The organism is Microbacterium luticellae, assembly GCF_050408645.1.
Lineage (GTDB): Bacteria > Actinomycetota > Actinomycetes > Actinomycetales > Microbacteriaceae > Microbacterium.
Genome location: NZ_JBNTKE010000008.1, coordinates 1 through 18,053, shown reverse-complemented (window position 1 = coordinate 18,053; position 18,053 = coordinate 1). Strand labels below are relative to the sequence as shown.

Annotated in this window: 17 protein-coding genes, 1 rRNA gene and 1 pseudogene; all 19 read right to left on the bottom strand. The window is 62.0% G+C overall.

What is annotated here, in order from left to right:
- Positions 1-11: 11 nt before the first annotated feature.
- The 19 genes and pseudogenes from ACQUSW_RS13530 to rrf all read right to left on the bottom strand — a co-directional run bounded on the left by ACQUSW_RS13530 (position 12) and on the right by rrf (position 18,050).
- A complete protein-coding gene (locus ACQUSW_RS13530) occupies positions 12-848 on the bottom strand; it encodes a pseudouridine synthase (RefSeq protein WP_428932840.1) in 837 nt (278 codons plus the stop codon).
- Positions 845-1,435, bottom strand: a complete 591-nt coding sequence (gene scpB, locus ACQUSW_RS13525; RefSeq protein WP_428932839.1) for an SMC-Scp complex subunit ScpB — start codon at positions 1,433-1,435, stop codon at positions 845-847. The genes ACQUSW_RS13530 and scpB overlap by 4 nt, the downstream gene beginning before the upstream one ends.
- Positions 1,425-2,261 (bottom strand): segregation and condensation protein A, encoded by an 837-nt coding sequence (locus ACQUSW_RS13520; RefSeq protein ID WP_428932838.1) that lies wholly within the window; start codon positions 2,259-2,261, stop codon positions 1,425-1,427. The genes scpB and ACQUSW_RS13520 overlap by 11 nt, the downstream gene beginning before the upstream one ends.
- Entirely contained in the window at positions 2,245-3,111 is an 867-nt protein-coding gene (locus tag ACQUSW_RS13515) for a ParA family protein (RefSeq protein WP_428932837.1), read from the bottom strand. The genes ACQUSW_RS13520 and ACQUSW_RS13515 overlap by 17 nt, the downstream gene beginning before the upstream one ends.
- A gap of 62 nt (positions 3,112-3,173) precedes the next feature.
- Positions 3,174-4,508, bottom strand: coding sequence for an ABC transporter permease (locus ACQUSW_RS13510; RefSeq protein WP_428932836.1), 1,335 nt, complete (start codon positions 4,506-4,508; stop codon positions 3,174-3,176).
- On the bottom strand, positions 4,505-5,194 hold the full coding sequence (locus ACQUSW_RS13505; RefSeq protein ID WP_428932835.1) for an ABC transporter ATP-binding protein: 690 nt from the start codon (positions 5,192-5,194) through the stop codon (positions 4,505-4,507). The genes ACQUSW_RS13510 and ACQUSW_RS13505 overlap by 4 nt, the downstream gene beginning before the upstream one ends.
- Entirely contained in the window at positions 5,191-6,849 is a 1,659-nt protein-coding gene (locus ACQUSW_RS13500; RefSeq protein ID WP_428932834.1) for an efflux RND transporter periplasmic adaptor subunit, read from the bottom strand. The genes ACQUSW_RS13505 and ACQUSW_RS13500 overlap by 4 nt, the downstream gene beginning before the upstream one ends.
- 1 nt (position 6,850) lies before the next feature.
- Positions 6,851-7,906, bottom strand: a complete 1,056-nt coding sequence (locus ACQUSW_RS13495; RefSeq protein WP_428932833.1) for a hypothetical protein — start codon at positions 7,904-7,906, stop codon at positions 6,851-6,853.
- A 115-nt stretch (positions 7,907-8,021) separates the two neighbouring features.
- The gene (gene xerD, locus ACQUSW_RS13490) at positions 8,022-8,927 is read right to left on the bottom strand and encodes a site-specific tyrosine recombinase XerD (protein ID WP_428932832.1); all 906 of its coding nucleotides are present in this window, start codon (positions 8,925-8,927) and stop codon (positions 8,022-8,024) included.
- A gap of 2 nt (positions 8,928-8,929) precedes the next feature.
- Positions 8,930-9,493 carry an NUDIX domain-containing protein gene (locus tag ACQUSW_RS13485; protein ID WP_428932831.1) on the bottom strand — a complete coding sequence of 188 codons (564 nt, stop codon included), beginning with the start codon at positions 9,491-9,493 and terminating at the stop codon, positions 8,930-8,932.
- Between the two features lie 4 nt (positions 9,494-9,497).
- Entirely contained in the window at positions 9,498-11,198 is a 1,701-nt protein-coding gene (gene pyrG / locus ACQUSW_RS13480) for a CTP synthase (protein ID WP_428932830.1), read from the bottom strand.
- A gap of 91 nt (positions 11,199-11,289) precedes the next feature.
- Positions 11,290-12,975, bottom strand: a complete 1,686-nt coding sequence (recN, locus tag ACQUSW_RS13475) for a DNA repair protein RecN (protein WP_428932829.1) — start codon at positions 12,973-12,975, stop codon at positions 11,290-11,292.
- The gene (locus tag ACQUSW_RS13470; RefSeq protein ID WP_428932868.1) at positions 12,972-13,883 is read right to left on the bottom strand and encodes an NAD kinase; all 912 of its coding nucleotides are present in this window, start codon (positions 13,881-13,883) and stop codon (positions 12,972-12,974) included. Before ACQUSW_RS13470 ends, recN begins: the two co-directional genes overlap by 4 nt.
- Positions 13,884-14,105: 222 nt before the next feature.
- Positions 14,106-14,774 (bottom strand): annotated as a pseudogene (locus ACQUSW_RS13465) (TlyA family RNA methyltransferase); the annotation flags it as partial.
- Positions 14,761-15,009: a hypothetical protein gene (locus ACQUSW_RS13460; protein WP_428932828.1), complete on the bottom strand. Its 249-nt coding sequence runs from the start codon at positions 15,007-15,009 to the stop codon at positions 14,761-14,763. The gene ACQUSW_RS13460 and the pseudogene ACQUSW_RS13465, both read right to left, overlap by 14 nt.
- A gap of 38 nt (positions 15,010-15,047) precedes the next feature.
- The gene (locus ACQUSW_RS13455) at positions 15,048-16,100 is read right to left on the bottom strand and encodes an HAD-IIA family hydrolase (protein WP_428932827.1); all 1,053 of its coding nucleotides are present in this window, start codon (positions 16,098-16,100) and stop codon (positions 15,048-15,050) included.
- Between the two features lie 2 nt (positions 16,101-16,102).
- A complete protein-coding gene (locus tag ACQUSW_RS13450; protein WP_428932826.1) occupies positions 16,103-17,194 on the bottom strand; it encodes a hypothetical protein in 1,092 nt (363 codons plus the stop codon).
- Positions 17,191-17,655, bottom strand: coding sequence for a hypothetical protein (locus ACQUSW_RS13445; RefSeq protein ID WP_428932825.1), 465 nt, complete (start codon positions 17,653-17,655; stop codon positions 17,191-17,193). Before ACQUSW_RS13445 ends, ACQUSW_RS13450 begins: the two co-directional genes overlap by 4 nt.
- Positions 17,656-17,933: 278 nt before the next feature.
- Positions 17,934-18,050: ribosomal RNA gene (gene rrf / locus ACQUSW_RS13440) — 5S ribosomal RNA — on the bottom strand.
- Between the last annotated feature and the right edge of the window lie 3 nt (positions 18,051-18,053).

Sequence of the window (18,053 nt, the reverse complement as noted above, 5' to 3'; positions counted from 1 at the left end):
TGGTGCTCGGGTTAGCGCCTGTCGGGCGCAGGCCCAGGCTGGTCGGTTACAGGAGCCGACGCGGCGTCGGTGTGCTGCCGCGACAGGGTTAGCAGGGCTCCCTGTTCAATTCTAGTCAGTTCACGCATCTGCCCGGCCGCGAGGGTTCCCAGGTGCAGGGGGCCAAACTGTCGACGCACGAGGTCAATCACCGGATGCCCCACAGCAGCCATCATGCGGCGCACAATGCGGTTGCGCCCCGAATGCAGGGTGAGTTCAACAATGCTTGACCCCTCACCGCGCTTGCTCGAGTCAAGCAGGCGGGCGCGGTCAGCGGCGATGGACCCGTCGTCGAGCGTGATTCCTTCACGCAGCTGGTTGAGGGTGTGCGGTGTCACGATTCCGCGCACCTTGGCGATATACACCTTGGTCACGGCAAACGAGGGGTGCGCGAGCACATGGGCAATGTCGCCGTCGTTGGTGAGCACGAGCAGTCCGCTGGTTTCGGCGTCGAGGCGGCCCACGTTATAAAGCCGTTCGGGCCACTCCTGCGTGAACTGGCGCAGATCGGGGCGGCCACGTTCATCGCGCATGGTGCTCACAATGCCGGTGGGTTTATTGAGCATCACATAGCGTTTGGCGGTGTCGAGCTGAATGGCCGTGCCATCCACATCAACGAGGTCGTTGTCGGGGTCAATTCGGGTGCCCAGCTCGGTCACGGTCACGCCGTTGACGCGAATCCGGCCTGCCACAATGTACTGCTCGATTACGCGGCGCGAGGCGACGCCGGCATTCGCGAGCGCTTTTTGCAGGCGCACGCCGTCGGTGCTGCGAGTCTCGGCGGGTGTGGGGTTGTTGTGGTGTGTCATCGGCTCATATCTATACTGTCAAAGCCTTCGCTGCCGTCGTCGAGGAGCGGAGAAATCGGGGGTAGTTCGTCGAGTGAGTTGATGCCCAGGTGTTGCAGGAGCGCATCGGTGGTGCCGTAGTTCATGGCACCTGTTTCGGCGTCGGCAAAAAGTTCGGTAATGAGTCCGCGACCGAGCAGCGTGCGCACCACCGAGTCGACATTCACGGCGCGAATCGAGGCAACCTGGCTGCGCGTAATCGGCTGCTTATAGGCGATCACGGCCAGGGTTTCGAGGGCCGCCTGCGATAACCGTGCGGGTGCCTGGCTGCCAATATAGGCCGCGACCAGGTCGTCGTATTCTTCGCGCACATACAGCCGCCAACCACCGCCCACCTCACGCAGTTCAAAACCACGGCGTGTGCCCCTGCCTTCGCCATCGTATTCGGCAACCAGGGTCTGCATTGCCTGACGCACGGCGGGTACGGGCTCCCCCACGGCTGCCGCGAGGCTCACCAGGCTCAACGGTTCGTCGATGATGAGCAAGATCGCCTCGAGTTTTTCGGTGAGGGGTTTCGGATGCTGCTCAGGCTGCGTGTTATCGGTCATAGTCAGCTCCCAATGTTGCCAGCATTTCATCCGACCAGCTCTCGGCCGACCACCGCAGCGTCAATTCACCCAGCGGTTCCAGCTGATCAAAGGAGCATGCTGCGTGCCGGTACAGTTCGAGCACCGACAAAAACCTGGCCACAATAACGCCGGGTTCACTCACCTGGGCGATCAGCTCTCGAAAGGTGATTGTTTCGGCGCTGCGCAGCAGGGTAACCACAATCGCTGCCTGCTCGCGAATACTCACCAGTGGTGCGTGCAGGTGGTCAAGCCCCACGGTCGGAATATCGCGCGGCGTCATCGCCAACACAGCCATGGCAGCAAAATCGTCGAGCGAGAGAGTCCACACCAGTTCGGGTGTGCGCTTGCGATACTTTTCGTCGAGCGGCACGGCCCGCGTATGCCGCCGATCTTCACGCTGCAAACAGCGCGCAAACCACACCGACACCTCTTTAAACGCACGATATTGCAGCAGGCGAGCAAACAGCAGGTCTCGGGCTTCGAGCAGGGCCACGGCTTCGGCATCGACCAGCTCGCCCTGCGGCAGCAAGCCCGCCACTTTCATATCGAGCAGCGTTGCGGCAATAACAAGAAACTCCGAAGCCTCATCCAGATTCTCTTCCGGCCCCAGGTCGCGCACATACGCAATAAACTCGGCGGTCACGCGGCTCAGTGCAACCTCGGTGATGTCCATCTCATGCTGCGAAATAAGGTTCAACAGCAGATCAAAAGGTCCGTCGAAGTTCGACAGCGAAACACGAAAACCGTCGCCGGATGCCGCGGAAGCACCCTCGCTCGCTGCTGTGAGGTCAGGCGACGGCGCCACGGGCAACCAGCTCCCGCGCTAACCGTAGGTAGGCCTGCGCTGCTGCATGCTCGGGCGCGAATTCTGTAATGGGCACGCCCGAGACCGAAGCATCCGGGAATTTTACGGTGCGACCAATAACGGTTTCGAGCACGTCGTCGCCGAATGCTTCAACAACTCTTTCCAGCACCTCACGCGAGTGCAGTGTGCGCGGGTCGTACATGGTGGCCAGCAGACCATCGAGGCGAATGGCGGGGTTCAATCGATCGCGCACCTTGTCGATGGTTTCAATCAGCAGGGCAACCCCGCGCAGCGCAAAGAATTCGCACTCTAGCGGCACCAGCACGCCGTGCGCGGCTGTGAGAGCGTTGACAGTGAGCAGGCCCAGCGACGGCTGGCAGTCGATGAGAATAACGTCGTAGTCGTCGGTCACCTGGCGCAGCACGCGCGAGAGAATCGTTTCGCGCGCCACCTCGTTTACCAGGTGTACCTCGGCCGCCGAGAGATCAATATTGGCGGGAAGCACATCGAGACCTTCGACGCGGCTCGTCACAATAGCGTCGCGGGCATCGCGCTTGGTGTCGAGCAGCAGGTCGTAGATCGTCGGGGTGTCGTGCGTAGGAATACCGAGCCCCGCCGACAGCGCACCCTGCGGGTCAAAATCAACCGCCAACACCTTGCGGCCGTATTCGGCGAGCGCGGCTGCGAGGTTGATCGACGTGGTGGTTTTGCCCACGCCGCCTTTTTGGTTGCATAGCGCGATGATACGAGCCGGCCCGTGTGAGGTCAGCGGCTCGGGAATCGCGAACCCCTGATATGGGCGCCCGGTGGGGCCGATGGGGGTGTCGTCGTTCACTGCCTGCTTGGCCACCAAGATCTCCTGCCTGATCGTGCTTGCTTGATTCTAGCCGCGCCGCGAGAGAAGTCGATTCGCTACGCGCCGCGCAGCGCACTGACGGGTTCGATGCGTGCTGCCCGCCACGAGGGGTACCAGCCCGAGAGCAGACCAACCAGTGCTCCCAATACGGTACCGGCTACGGCGACAAGCGGGTGGGTGACGGGTGTCCAGCCCTGTAGTGCGGCGACGATGACGACGCCGATAACGCCCAGTGCTGCACCAATGAGGCCTCCGATGAGGCCGATCACCACCGATTCGACGACGAACTGTGCGCCGATTTGTCGGCGGGTGGCTCCGAGTGCTCGGCGGAGGCCAATTTCTCCTATGCGTTCCATGACCGACAGTAGGGTGACGTTGGCAATACCTAGGCCTCCTGCCAGCAGGGCGATGGCGCCGAGCACAATAAACACGATGTTGACGTCGGCTTGCACGCTCTGGGCGAGGTCGGACCCGGCCGAGGGTGCGCGGGTTTTGAGTGTGTCGGGAAAGTCGGGTGCGAGCGCCAACACCGACTGCTCGGCCACCTGGGGGCCTGCTCCCACGGCGATACGAATCGTGAGTTCTTCTGCGGCACCCATCCCAAAGTCGGCGCGTGCCGTGCCGAAGGGGATCATGACGGCGTCGAGCAGGTCGCCGCGGCGTTCCATGCCGTCGGCAATCCCGATAACGGCGTAGGCGAGCCCGCCAATAAATATTGACGGTTGTGAGTCGACCCGGTTGATGCCGAGTTTTTCTGCTGCTCTTTCGCCGAGCACCGCAACCCGGTCGGTGCGTTCGCTGTGGCCGTCATCAAACATGCGGCCGACGTTTACTGTGCCGTCAACGGCGGGTATGAGGCCGGGAGAAACAGCCATGAGTGGCGGTGACGCTGTTTCTGCCGCCGACGGATCGTTGACGGGCACCGCGGTGATGGTTTCGGTGCCGAGTGCAATCTTGCCGCTGAGGCCTGCGCCCTCGACCCCGGCCAGGCGCAGTACGCGGTCGGCGGAGTCCCAGGGCAGGCTGCCCGTGGCAAAACTGGCGTTGCGGCCCTTAGCTTCGGCGGGGGTCACAATCACCTGGGTGGAGGCATAGCTATCAAACTGTGCCGCAATTTGTGCGGCAGCGGTCTGCGCAAAGCCCACGGTTGCTACGAGCGAACCGATACCGAGCACGGTGCCCAGAATCGTCATTACCAGGCGTGCAGGGCGCGAACCGATATCGGCGGTGGCTTCGGCAACGAGGTCGTGCAAAAGAAAACGATCGGCGTGCCGGATGCTGGGTACCAGCGCCGCTGTGCCGGTTGCGGCCGTCTCGGTGGCATCCGGAGTCGTGGTGGTATTGCTGCGCCGACGAAAGAGACGTGAGAACAGCGATTTTTTTGTGCTCACAGCTCCTCCAGTCGGCCGTCGGTGATGCGTACGCGGCGGCGAGCGCGGCGGGCAACGCCGTCGTCGTGGGTGATGATAACGAGGGTGAGGCCTTCGTCGTTGAGTTCTTCGAACAGGTTCATCACCTCGCCGGAGGTGCGCTGGTCGAGGTTACCGGTGGGTTCGTCGGCCAGCAGCAGGCGCGGTCCGCTGACGACGGCACGTGCCACGGCGACTCTTTGGCGTTCACCGCCCGACAGTGACTGCGGAAAGAAATCGACGCGGTGATTGAGACCAACGCGGTCGAGAGCTTCGCGGGCGCGAGTTTCGCGTTCTTTGCGGGGTACGCCCGAGTACAGCATGGGCATGAGCACGTTGTCGAGCACGCTGCGGCGGGGCATGAGATGAAACGACTGGAAGACGAAGCCGATAAAGCGGGCGCGTACGGCAGCGCGTTCGTCTTCGCTGAGACTGCCGGTGATTTCCCCAGCGAGCCGATATTCGCCCACGCTCGGGCGGTCGAGCAGGCCCAGAATGTTGAGCATGGTCGATTTTCCAGATCCACTCGGCCCCACGATGGTGACGTAGTCGCCCGCGTCGACGGTGAGGTTTACGGCTTTGAGTGCTTGAACTTCGGGTGGGCCCGGAAAAGAACGGGTCACATCGCGCAGTTGTACCAGCGGTGAGTGCGCGGCGGGCTCACTCACCGGCCCACCACCACGAGGTCGCCCTCGGCGAGGTCGCCGTCTTTCGGGCGCACTTCGACGGCACCGCGTGCTGCCAGGCCCGTCTCGACAACGACCATGCGTGTTTCTGCTCGGTCACCGTCGCGCGGGTCACCCTCTACGACTTCGACGCGTGATTCTCCGCCCGGCCCGGCCGTGAGTGCGGCGGCGGGTACCGAGAGAACATCACCGTCGGTGGCACCGACGCCGATCGCGAGGCGTACATTCGAGCCGCGTAGTTCGTCAATCTGTTCGGGCGTCATGGGGTCGGGTTCGAGCAGCACTTCCCAGCGGGCTTGGGCGTCTTTACCGGCGTTGAGTTCTTTGATCACGGCGCGATGCGCAGTGCCATCGGCAAGTTCGAAGGTGGCCTCTGCACCGACTTCGAGTAGCTGCGCATCGGCGGCGGCCGCCGCGGCTGTCAGGCGCAGGCTGGCACCGGAGACAACCATGGCAGCACCCTGCAGCACGCTGCCACGGGTGACGTTGACGGCATCGACTCGTCGGGGCAGATCTGTAAGATACAGCACTTCGCTCGACGGCAGATACGGCAGCACGCCTTCCTGCGCTGTTTCGAGGTCTTCCTGTGCGGCGCTCAGCTGCTCATAGGCCAGCTGCAACATTTCGTCGCCGCCCGAGCCACTGTTTTGCCACAGTTGATCGCGCTGCAGTTTTGCCGAGGTCAGTGCCCATTCGGCCTCTTGCACCTGTCGCTGTGCTTCAGCCACCGAGAGGTCGCCGTCACCCTTTTTGGCGCTCTCCAGCGCTTTCTTTGCTGCTGCGAGGTCAGCTTCGGCGCGCTGCACTGCAACGTCGGCCTCCCACTGCTCCAGTTCCGACGGGCCGGCATTGTCTTGATTTATCTGCTGCTGAGCACTGTTAACGGCACTCTCGGCCGAACGCACGGCATCACGCGCCGCCCTCACCGCGTCTTCGGCGCCCTCGGGAGCAGGCGGCAGCGGATACCCCACTTCGGCATAGAGCTGCTCGACCGCATCGGCGAGCGCCCAGTCAAAAATGTTGCTGTTGGTATCGCCGGGGTCAATGCCTACGGCTTTGAGCGCCTGCTTCAGCTGGGTTACATCGGGACCCGACACCCCAAACCGCAGTGTGCGATAGGCAGGCAACTCCCCCGGCAACACAATCACCGGGCGCCCCACGACCTCGAGCACAATACCCAGTTTGTCGAGAGTTGCGCCCTGCTCGGGCACCTGCCCGGTCACAACAGCAGCACCAGAAACAGACGACGTGTCAAGCGTCACATCGACGGCATCGGCATAACCGACATCGGCGCGCAGGGTGACGTCGTTGCTGAGCGTGCCAAATTCCACCGGCACAGTCACAAGGCCAGGTTCGGGTGCTTCGGCTTCTGCTCCGCCCGGGCCAATCAGAAAACGCCCCACGAGAAGCCCCGCGACAAGACTCACCACGGCTGCGGCAGCCACCCACCACAGAGCGCGGTTGCCGCGCAGCACACGACCCCACCCGCTCACCCGGCGAATGTCGGTGTCGTCGCCCGGGTCAGCGGCGTCGGCGTCGGCGTCGATCAGAGTGTCGAACTCTTGTGTGGGCTGCTCGCCGGTATCTGCGGTTTCGTCATGCGCAGCATCCGGGGTATTTTTTCGTGACCGACGCACCTTATTTGCTCTGCTCCGCAGCAGCCTTAAAGGCGTCCAGTTCTGCCTTGTGCTCCTGAATAAAACGTTCTTCCATCGCAAACTGCGCTTTCAACTGCTCTTGCGTATAGTTCACTTTTTCGCGGCAGTCGAGGTCTTTCAGAGCAAGAGCAACCTCTTGTTCAAAGATGGCCTCCATTTCGGGGCTGTCTTTCGGGTCGGGAACCTCGGCCTCGGGGTCTTCGAAGATCGCCGGGTCGAGGTCGTCATAGAAGGATTCCCACACCTCGTTCATCGCGTCATAGATCGACTCCTGCGCAGCATACTGCGTCGTGAATCCGGGCTCACCCGCATCGGCCATGCACTGCGACCATGCGTTATCAATCTCACGCATCTCAGGGCTGTCTTCGGAGTTCGCCCCCATTTCTTGCAGTGCTTCCAGCAGCCCCGCGAACTCATCGCTCGACAGCAGGTCTTGCGACTGGTATACCTCGTGCGAGGCATAACCCTGGCAGCCGCTGTCTTCCCAGTTCCACTCGACGATTTCGTCCTCTTCATAGGCCTCGTCATCAAAAACGCCATAGAGAGTGTCGAAGTACGCCTGCTGTTCGGTCTCCGACAGCGATTCCACGTACGCCTGGTTCGGGTCAACCGTCTCTTCGCCCTCATACATCTCTTCGGGGTGCTCTTCGTAGTATTCGTCCCACGGGCTATATACGGCACCATAACCGTACTTTTCTACCCATTTGCGGTCATCGGGCTCCCACACAGGCATGTCGTCTTCGTCACCCGAGCTACCAAAAACCATCGAGCTGTCTTGCACCCACGGCGTGTACTCGAACCCCTCATCGGCCATGCACTGTGCCAGCAGCTCTTGCTCTTCGCGCTGCTGCTGTTCAAACTGGGCCATCTGCTCTTCTTCAGACAGATCAGAGTCCCACGCAGCCGACAGGTACTTATTCAGTGGTGAGTCTTCCCAGGTCAGCTCGCCCGATCCCCCGCCCGGCAGCAGTGAACACGAGGTTAGCGTCAGTGCCGCAACGGCAGTGAGAGCAAGAGCAGGCACAACAGAACGCATAGCGATGTTTCCTCAAAATCGGTGAGCAGAGAAGTGCAACGCAATAAGAGTATGGCTTTCTGCGCCGTTATCCATCATCCGCGAGGATGATTGTGAAGAATTCGTCCGAAAAATATTAACTACGCGCCCGCGGGTGCGATGTGGCATAAACGTCCCGCAGAGCATCCACCGAAATATGCGTATAAATCTGTGTCGTTGCCACCGATGCATGGCCGAGCAACTCCTGTACCACCCGCACATCGGCACCGCCCTGCAGCAGATGGGTTGCAAAAGAATGCCGCAGAGTATGCGGCGAAATATCGGCATTCACCTGTGCTTTTTCTGCCGCGTCTCGAATAATCAGCCACACGCTCTGGCGCGACAGGGGTGCTCCTCGCACTCCCAAGAACAGTCGCGCCGAGGCACGCCCTTTCGCTGCCAGGGTCGGCCGCACCCGTGTGAGATAGGCATCCAGCGCCGCCCGCGCAAACGACCCCACCGGCACAATACGTTCCTTATTCCCCTTGCCTCGCAACCGCAGCAGCTCAGCATGCGACACATCGTCAACGTCAAGGTTCACCACTTCTGACACCCGTGCCCCCGTGGCATAGAGCAGTTCCAGCAGCGCCCGGTCACGAATCCCCACCGGTTCATCGGGTGAAGGAGCAGCAAGCAGCCGCTCCACCTGCTCGATCGTCAACGCACGCGGCAAATTGCGCCCCACCTTAGGTGGTCGCATCCGGTGCGTCGGGTCATCGTCAACAACACCCTCGCGCACCAAAAAACGGTGTAGCCCCCGCACCGACGACTGCAGGCGCGCAAGACTGCTCGCTGCCGGAGCAGGCTCAGCCGACGCACGGTCGGCAATAAAGCGGCCCACAGTGTCGGCCGTCACCAGCGCCGGGTCATCAATACCTTCGCCCTGTAACCAGGCCACGTAGGCGTCAAGGTCACGCTGATACGCCGCCAGAGTGTGTTCCGAGAGGCCGCGCTCGATCGTTAAATGCCGCACATATACTTCTTGTGCACGATCCAGCCGCACTGTTACGCCCCGTTCACACGCCGATCCGCCGCCATAACACCAATCATCAAGATAGCGTTGCGCACATCACCGCGGGCAGCAGCCGCGGCGGCCTCAGCCAAATCGACCCACTGCAAACGAATATCGGCCTCTTCTGCTTCGCGAGTAAAAGCTTCTTCGGCAGCCGTAATACCCGTTGCCAAATAGATACGAATCAGTTCACTGTTGCCGCCCGGGGTTGTCCACGTTTCTACCAGCGGTTCCCAGCGTTCAGCCCGCAAATCTGCTTCTTCCGCCAGCTCGCGCTGCACGGCACTAAATGGCTCTTCGCCGCGCACATCTAACAGCCCCGCGGGTAGTTCCCAGTCGCGATGCCCGATCGGGTGTCGATACTGCTGAATCAGCAGTACACGCCGCTGGTCATCAACAGCAACGACCGCGACGGCTCCCGGATGCTCCACATACTGCCGCTCCAGTTCTTCGCCACCAAACACAAAGCGGTCCGAGCGCACATTCCAGATCGCGCCTTCGAACAGTAGTTCACTGCTCACAACCTCTACCGCGGCTGGTTCGTCACGCAGTAGCATCCGGTTACTCCCCCGCATTTTCGTCGTGAAACAGTTCGCTCGAACGATGACGCTCAATAGCGGCGCCGACAAGCCCGCGGAAGAGCGGATGCGGCGATGTGGGTCGCGAACTCAGCTCGGGGTGCGCCTGTGTTGCGATATAGAACGGATGCTGTTCGCGCGATAGTTCCACATATTCGACCAGGTTGTGGTCGGTGTTGATGCCCGAAAACACCAGCCCCGCCTCGGCCAACTGCTCGCGGTAGGCGTTATTGACCTCGTAACGGTGGCGATGCCGCTCGGCAGCCTCGCTAGCACCGTCATACACCTGGCTTGCCAAAGATCCCTCGGCCAGCTGCGCGGTCGACAGCCCCAGACGCATCGTGCCACCGAGGTCGCCCGCGTTTAAGACATCCACCTGCTCGGCAATCGTGGCAATAACCGGATGCTGCGTCTCGGGCTCAAACTCTGTCGACGAAGCCCCGTCAATACCCGCCACGTTACGCGCATACTCGATCACCATGCACTGCAAGCCCAGGCACAGCCCCAGCGTAGGGATACCCTGCTCACGAGCAAAACGCAGCGCGCCCAGTTTGCCTTCGATGCCGCGAATACCGAATCCACCCGGAACACAAATGCCGTCCAGGTCGGCCAACGCCTTCTCGGCGCCCTCGGGTGTTTCGCAGTCGTCCGAGGGAATCCAGCGCAGCTTCACCTCAACCTCGTGCGCAAAACCGCCGGCTTTGAGTGCCTCGGTCACCGATAGGTAGGCATCCGGCAAATCAACATATTTACCCACCAGGCCAATGGTCACCTGGTGGCGCGGGTTATGCACAGCCTGCAACACTTTTTGCCAGCGCGACCAGTCAACATCGCCCGCGCTGGTCATCTCCAGCGAACGCACAATGTACGAATCCAGGCCCTGATCGTGCAGCATGCTGGGAATGTCGTAAATGCTCGGCACATCAATCGCATTCACGACGGCGTCTTCATCGACGTCACACATGAGCGCAATTTTGCGCCGGTTCGACTCTGTTACCGGCCGATCGCTGCGCAGCACGAGCGCATCGGGTTGAATACCGATCGAGCGCAGTGTGGCAACAGAGTGCTGGGTCGGTTTGGTTTTTTGTTCTCCGGATGCCCCGATAAAAGGTACGAGCGAAACATGCACAAAGAACACGTTGCGGTGCCCGAGCTCGTGGCGAATCTGTCGGGCCGCCTCAATAAACGGCTGCGATTCGATGTCGCCGATCGTGCCACCAATTTCGGTGATGATCACGTCGGGGCGTGGCTCTTGCTCGGCTTGCAAACGCATGCGCCGTTTAATTTCGTCGGTGATGTGCGGAATAACCTGCACTGTGTCGCCCAGGTATTCTCCGCGACGTTCGCGCTGAATCACCCGCGAATAAATCTGGCCGGTAGTGACGTTCGCCGCCTGGCTGAGATTGATGTCGAGGAACCGCTCGTAGTGACCGATATCGAGGTCGGTTTCGGCTCCGTCGTCGGTGACAAAAACTTCGCCGTGTTGAAACGGGTTCATGGTGCCCGGATCAACGTTCAAGTAGGGGTCAAGTTTTTGCATGACCACGTGGAGTCCGCGCGCGGTAAGAAGATTACCGAGACTCGCGGCTGTGAGGCCTTTACCCAATGAAGAAACGACACCGCCCGTCACAAAAATGTGCCTGGTGATGTCGTCTGCCGCCCGTGCGCGTGAAATGTCTGCCACGGGCTTCCATGCTATCAGCGTCTACGACCAAACAACAGAGAAAACACTCAGCAGTTCAGAAGCATCAGATTTTTATTTGTGACGCAGATTCTTATTTGTGACCCAGCGCAAGAAGTTCTCGTGCGTGCGTGAGTGCGGCATCCGAATCTGTCATCCCCGAAAGCAAGCGGGCCATCTCAGCTTCGCGGTCGGCGCCGTCGAGCCGTTGCACATCAGAAGCAGTTACCTGGCCATCGGCTGTTTTCACAACGCTCAGATGGTTACCGGCAAAAGCGGCCACCTGGGCCAGGTGCGTCACGGCAATAACCTGCGACCGCTGCGCTAGGCGTGCCAGACGCCTGCCCACTTCAATCGCGGCGGCCCCGCCGATACCGGCATCAACCTCGTCGAATACGAAGGTCGGCACGGGGTCTGTTTCGGCGATCACCACTTCAATCGCGAGCATGACGCGCGAAAGCTCACCGCCCGAAGCGCTGCGCGCAACAGGCCGCGGTGAGGCTCCCGGATGCGGTGAAAGCAAGAACTCCACATCATCGCGGCCCGCTGCCGAGGGCGTTCCTTCTCCCACCGTCACGTCAAGATAGGCGTCGGGCATGGCCAACGCCCGCAACTCTTCTGTCACGGCCGCAGCGAGCGTACCGGCTGCTTTTTTGCGGGCAGCGGTCAGGGCCTCGGCCGCTGCATTCAACTGTTCCGCCAGTCGGTCGCGTTCGGCAGCCAGTTGGTCAATACGGTCGTCATCGTCGTCGAGTTCGGCCAGGCGTGTTCCGCCTGTTTCTCGCAGTTGAATCACTTCGTCGAGCGAACCGTGAATGCGGGTGAGCACGGCCAGTGCCGCACGGCGCTCTTCCACCGCTGCCAGTTCGTGGGGACCTGATTCGTCGAGGTCAGCGAGATAGGCCGACAGCGCTGCCGCAATATCGTCGGCGCGATATCCGAGATCGGCGATGGTCTCACCGATCGCCTGCAGGCCTGCATCCGGCACTCGTTCGAGCTGGCGCCGTGCCTCGGCCAGCAGCGTCGTCACATCGGTGTCTTCGTCTTCGGCCGAGATCGCCGCGCGGGCCTGTGCTGCTGCCAGTCGCAGTTCTTCGGCGTTCGCTAAGCGTTCGGCACGCTCGAACAGTTCGGCGTCTTCGCCGGGTTGCGGGTCGGTTGCTTCAATCAGTTCAAGGTCGTGGCGCAGCTGCGCGGCTTCGGCCTGGCGTGCTTCACGGTTTTCTTGCAGAGCTGTCAGTTCGTTTTCACACTGCCGATGTTGCTCGTACAGCTCGTGGTAGGCCTGGGCGGGTGTGCTGATGTCTGCCCCACCAAACCGGTCGAGGGCTTCGCGCTGTGCCACGGCCGAGCGCAGGCGAAGCTGATCCGATTGTCCATGCACAACGACCAGGCGGTCTGCCAGCGCTGCCAAAAGACTGGCGGGAGCCGCGCGGCCTGCCACGCTGGCTCTGCTGCGCCCCTCGGCCGAGACGGTGCGTGATACATACAGTTCGCCACGGCCGTCGTCTATCGGTTCGAGCTCTCCGCCCGACTGGTCGACAATCTCGGCCACGGCACCGGTTGTCGGTACCTCCCACACACCGTCGACCACCGCTTGGCGTGCGCCCGAGCGCACCGCCGAAAAGTCAGCGCGCTGGCCCAGCAATAGTCCAAGGCCCGTGACCACCATGGTCTTTCCGGCGCCGGTCTCGCCCGTGATCGCGGTAAAACCGGGCCCGAGGGGCAGCACGGCTTCGGCGATCACGCCCAGGTCGCGCAAGCGCATCTCTTCGATCATTCGCGTGTCCCCCGCCATCCGGCAACCGGAAGCTGAAACTTTCGCACCAGCCGGTCGGTGAATGCTGCCGGATGCAGGCGAGCCAACCGCACCGGATGCTGCGAACGGCGAATAATCACTCGCGCTCCGGGCGGGAGGTCGTGTGAACGCCGCCCATCGCACCACAAGATTCCTGTGCCGTCTGTGCGTTCGAGCAGCTCGATGGCGACGGGGGCATCCGGACTCACGACCAGGGGCCGGGCAAAGAGCGCATGGGCAGAGAGTGGAATAACTGCGATCGCCTCAACACCGGGCCAGATCACCGGGCCTCCGGCAGAGAAGTTGTAGGCGGTTGATCCTGTGGGCGTCGACACCACCATGCCATCGCAACCGAAGCTCGACAGTGGGCGGCCGTCAATGGCAACGACCACTTCGATCATGCGCTCTCTGCTGGCTTTTTCGACCGTGGCTTCGTTGAGTGCCCATGTCTCATAAACGACGGTTCCTGCGGCGTCTTTGACCCGCACTGATAGGGCAAGACGCTGCTCAACTTCGTAGTCGCGGTCGATGGCTTGACGCACAGCGTCGTCCATATCGTCGCGTTCAATCTCTGCGAGAAATCCCACGTGCCCCATGTTGATGCCGAGCACAGGGGCGGTTCCTTCACGAACAACTTCGGCGGCGCGCAGGATCGTGCCGTCGCCTCCCAGCACAATCGCTAGTTCAAGATCGGCAACGGTGGTGTCGGCTTCGCCGAGTGCCGTCACGTCGGCAAAGAACGGGTCAACCTCGGCAAGTTCGGCCCGATCATCGGGCGATAACACCGGTCGTGCGCCTGCGTCACGCAGCGCCACGATAACCCTTCGTGCGGCCTCGACTGTGTCGTCGCGCTGCGCGTGGGCAACCACCAGAATGTCGCGCTCGTTCATCGTCCTCCTGCGAGTTCTTCGATCGTGCTCATCCATTGTGACGGATTCTCGTGTGCCCCGGGTACGAAGTGCACAAGGTATTCCACGTTGCCATATGTTCCCGGCAGCGGTGATCGCACCAGCCCTCGGGTGGCCCACCCCNTTCTCGTGTGCCCCGGGTACGAAGTGCACAAGGTATTCCACGTTGCCATATGTTCCCGGCAGCGGTGATCGCACCAGCCCTCGGGTGGCCCACCCCACGTCGTAGGCCCACCACAGTACGCGTTCTATCGCGTCGACCCGCGCATGCGGGTCGGTCACCAGCCCGCCGCGCACAGCTGTGCGCCCCACCTCAAACTGGGGTTTGATCAAAAATATGGCATTGCTTTCGGATGCCGCGACCTGGGCCGCAGCCGGCAGTATCAGCTCGAGCGAGATAAACGAGAGGTCGGCCACCAGCAGCTGCGGGGCCTCCGAGACTCCCGTGGCCTCGGCCAGGGTCTGCCGTGTCATGTGGCGAACGTTAAATCCCTCCACAGCGATAACGCCGCTGTCGGCAGCGATACTCGAGTGAAGCTGCCCGTGCCCCACATCGACGGCCAGCACGCATCGCGCCTGGCGTTCACGCAGCACCTGAGTAAAGCCGCCGGTCGACGCGCCCATGTCGAGGGCCAGTGTGTCGGCAACGTTCAGAGAAAATGCATCGAGGCCCGCGATGAGTTTGTGTGCAGCACGGCTCACATAGTGGTCTGCGCCCGCAACCTCCAGTTCATCGTGGTCACTCACCGCGTACGACGGCTTCACAACCGGTTTGCTGTTGACCGTTACGAGCCCCTGCGCAATAAGTTCGGCGGCGCGCGTACGTGACTGGGCAAGCCCTCGTTGGGCTAGTGCGGCATCAAGCCGTGTCATCGCCCGCACCCCGGGGTCCGCTGTCTAGTTTGCGAGAGAGTTCGTCGTGCACCGCCATATACGCGTCAGCACGGTCAGCCAGGGGCTGCCCTTCGATAAGCCGCAGCCGACTCCACAGCGCATCGGTGGGTTCATCGCGCTCGCGTTGCTGCGCGTGCGGCTGCGCATAATGCTGCGAGTCTTCCTGTGCAGGCTCCCGCGTATCGGGCAGATGGTGCTCGGTGCTGTCGCTCACACTGTCAGCCTACGCGCTCCCACTGACACTGCTGTGGGCTAGCGTCGCCCGGGGCGGAAAAACGGGTCGTCGTAGAGTTCTTCCGGAACGCGGAAGCCGAAGATTGCTCGACCGGTCGCCCAGATAGCGCCGGCGCCGGCACGGAGCAGGTCGACCGGTTCGCTGCCGTGCGAGACGATCGTCACGTCGGGCCCGTCAATACGAACGGCGGCATCACGCACGCGGGTGACGTTGCCGTCGGTCACGGTTTCGGGGTACGGCTCGTGCAGTTGGCGCAGATCAGCCAAGATAAAGGTCGGCTGAGACTCGCGTGGCGCTGCCAGTACATGTTTGGGGCGGTCGACCCCTGTCAGTACGAGTGCCGAATCGATACCCGCCCTGCTTGCCCCCAGAATATCGGTGTCCAGGCGGTCTCCGATAAACAGCGGCTTTGCCGCCTGGTAGCGGGCGATGGCTTCTTCAAAAATTGGTGTTTCTGGTTTTCCTGCCACGGTGGCCAGTCGACCGATGGCTGTGTGTACGGCCGAAACAAGCGTGCCGTTTCCGGGCGCCATGCCGCGAGCTTGCGGAATAGTCCAGTCGGTATTGGTGGCAATCCAGGGGATGCCGCCTTCTTCTTCAGGAATCTGCAGCGCAAATGCGGCTTCTGCTAGGTCGGTCCAGGCTACGTCGGGCGAGAAGCCCTGCACAACGGCAGCAGGGTTATCGTCTGCGCTTCGGGTGACGTGAAAACCGGCTTTTTCTGCTTCGACGACAAGTCCTTCTCCCCCAATGATGAGAATCGTTGACTCGGCGGGGATCAAAGTGCGCAGCAACCGCATGGCGGCCTGCGGGCTTGTCACCACGTCATCGGCTTTCACCATGAGGCCAAAGCTGCTGAGGTGCTCGGCAACGTTCGCGTCGGTCCGCGAGGCATTGTTGGTGATGTAGCCGACGCGCATCTGCTGTTCTACTTTTTGCAGGCTACTCACGGCATGGGGTAGTTCTTCTGGTCCGGCATAGACGACGCCGTCGAGGTCGGCAAGCACCAGATCGACGCCGTCGAGTGGCATCCGGGTGGCTGCTGCGCGGCGACGAGAGAAGAACGCCATGTTTACTCCTGAGGGTCGTGGGTTTCGGATGACTCGTTAGAGTCAGCAACTTCGTTCGAGTGGGCGGTCTCGACCGAACCGGATGCTGCACCGGCTTCTTCTTCGCTACCTTCAGCCCCGCCGATGTCAGCCGTGTCGATTTCGACATCGTCGATTTCGGCAACGTCAATTTCGGCGTCGTCTTCGAGGTCGTCGATGACGATTTCTTGGTAGGTGTCTTCTGATTCACCGAGCGCTTCGGCTGCTATGCGTGCGCGCTCATGCCAAAATGCGGCTTCGTCTGCGCGGCCGAGGTCTTCCAGCACGGCGGCGCGGGCACGAAAGAGCGCAGGGCTCCACGAGAAGGCTCGGTCGGGGTTGGCTTCGGCAATTTGGAGTTCACCGAGTGCCAGTTCTGTTTCACCGCGGTCGAGGCGGGCTCCCGACATAGCGATCGCCAGTGCGGCCCGCGTTTCGGCGGGGAGTGTAGCGGGGTCGACGCTGCGGCCCAGTTCGAGGGCTCGGTCGGGTCGGCCCACTCCGCGTTCGCTGTCGACCATCAGTGCAATCTGGTCGTCGCTGCCGGAGATTCGGCGGTAGGTGCGAAGTTCGCGCAGCGCTAGAGCGAAGTCTTCTACCGCATACGCTGTTATTGCCACCGTTTCGCGCACGACAGCGACGCGTCCTGCTCGTCGCCCGGCAGCCAATGCGTGCTCATGAGCGAGGGCAGGTTCGGTGTCGATAAGCCGCGCAGCCATCGCGAGGTGGCGCGCAACAGTGTCACCGTTTTCTTTGCTGAGTGTCTTCAGCTCATTGCGTGCAGCCGGATGCAGGTCGCGTGCCGTGATCTCGTCGGGAATCCGCGGATCACGCGGGCGATCCTCATAGCGCCGCTCACGCGGCTCACGGTCGTCAAACCGGCGCGGGGCGCGTTCACGGTTGTCGTAGCGTGCGCGGTCGTCGCGTCCTTCGCGTCGGCGGTCGTCTGCTCCGTGCCGGGGATTATCGCGGTACGAGCGGTCGCGGTAGCCACCACCGTCTCGTGCCTGATAAGGGCGACCACTATTGTCGCGAGGTGTCTGGCCGTCGCGGCCACGGTAGGGGCGATCGTTCATACGATTATCGCGCCGTTCGCCGCTGTGGCGTCGCGGGCGCTCGTTGTCGCTTCGGTAGGGCCTGTCACCGGAGGGACGCTGCGGGCGGCTGCTCGAGCCGCGATAGCCGCGGTCCCGGTCGTTTCCGTGCCGTGATCCACCGTCTCGGTCCCCGTAGCGGGGGCGCTCACGGTCGCCATCGCGATAGCGCGGTCGGTCGCCTTCGTTATATCGAGGGCGATCATTGCGCTGTGGCCGATCACCGTACCGTGGCCGGTCACCATCAGAACGCTGCGGGCGGTCACCGTATCTCGGGCGATCCTTGTCGCCATACCGTGGCCGGTCACGATCGCTGCGCGGCGGGCGGTCGTCACGGTACCGCGACCGGTCGCCGTCGCGGGGGCGACGGTCATCACCATAGCGGGGCCGGTCACGGTCATTGTGCCGTGGTCGCTCGCGATCGTTGCGCTGCGGTCGGTCACTGTAACGAGGGCGGTCGTCGTCGCGGCGTGGGCCTCGTTTGTTGTCTCGCGGGTGTTGCGCGTCGCGGTCGCGTCGCCTGTTCGTTGCGTCGTCGTCCGACATTGCGGTTCCTCCCGGGAGGGTCGTGCTGCATGTGTGCAGCGAAATCTCTGTGTTGTTTGTGGTGTTTACGCGCTGTGTTGCTCAGCTATCACGCCATTAACGTGCGGTGTTGCTAATCTACCGCGCTGTTAACGCATAATGGCCACCCTGGGGTGGCCATTACACATAAAAAGAAGTTCGGCGGTGTCCTACTCTCCCACAGGGTCCCCCCTGCAGTACCATCGGCGCTGTGAGGCTTAGCTTCCGGGTTCGGAATGTAACCGGGCGTTTCCCTCACGCTATGGCCGCCGTAACA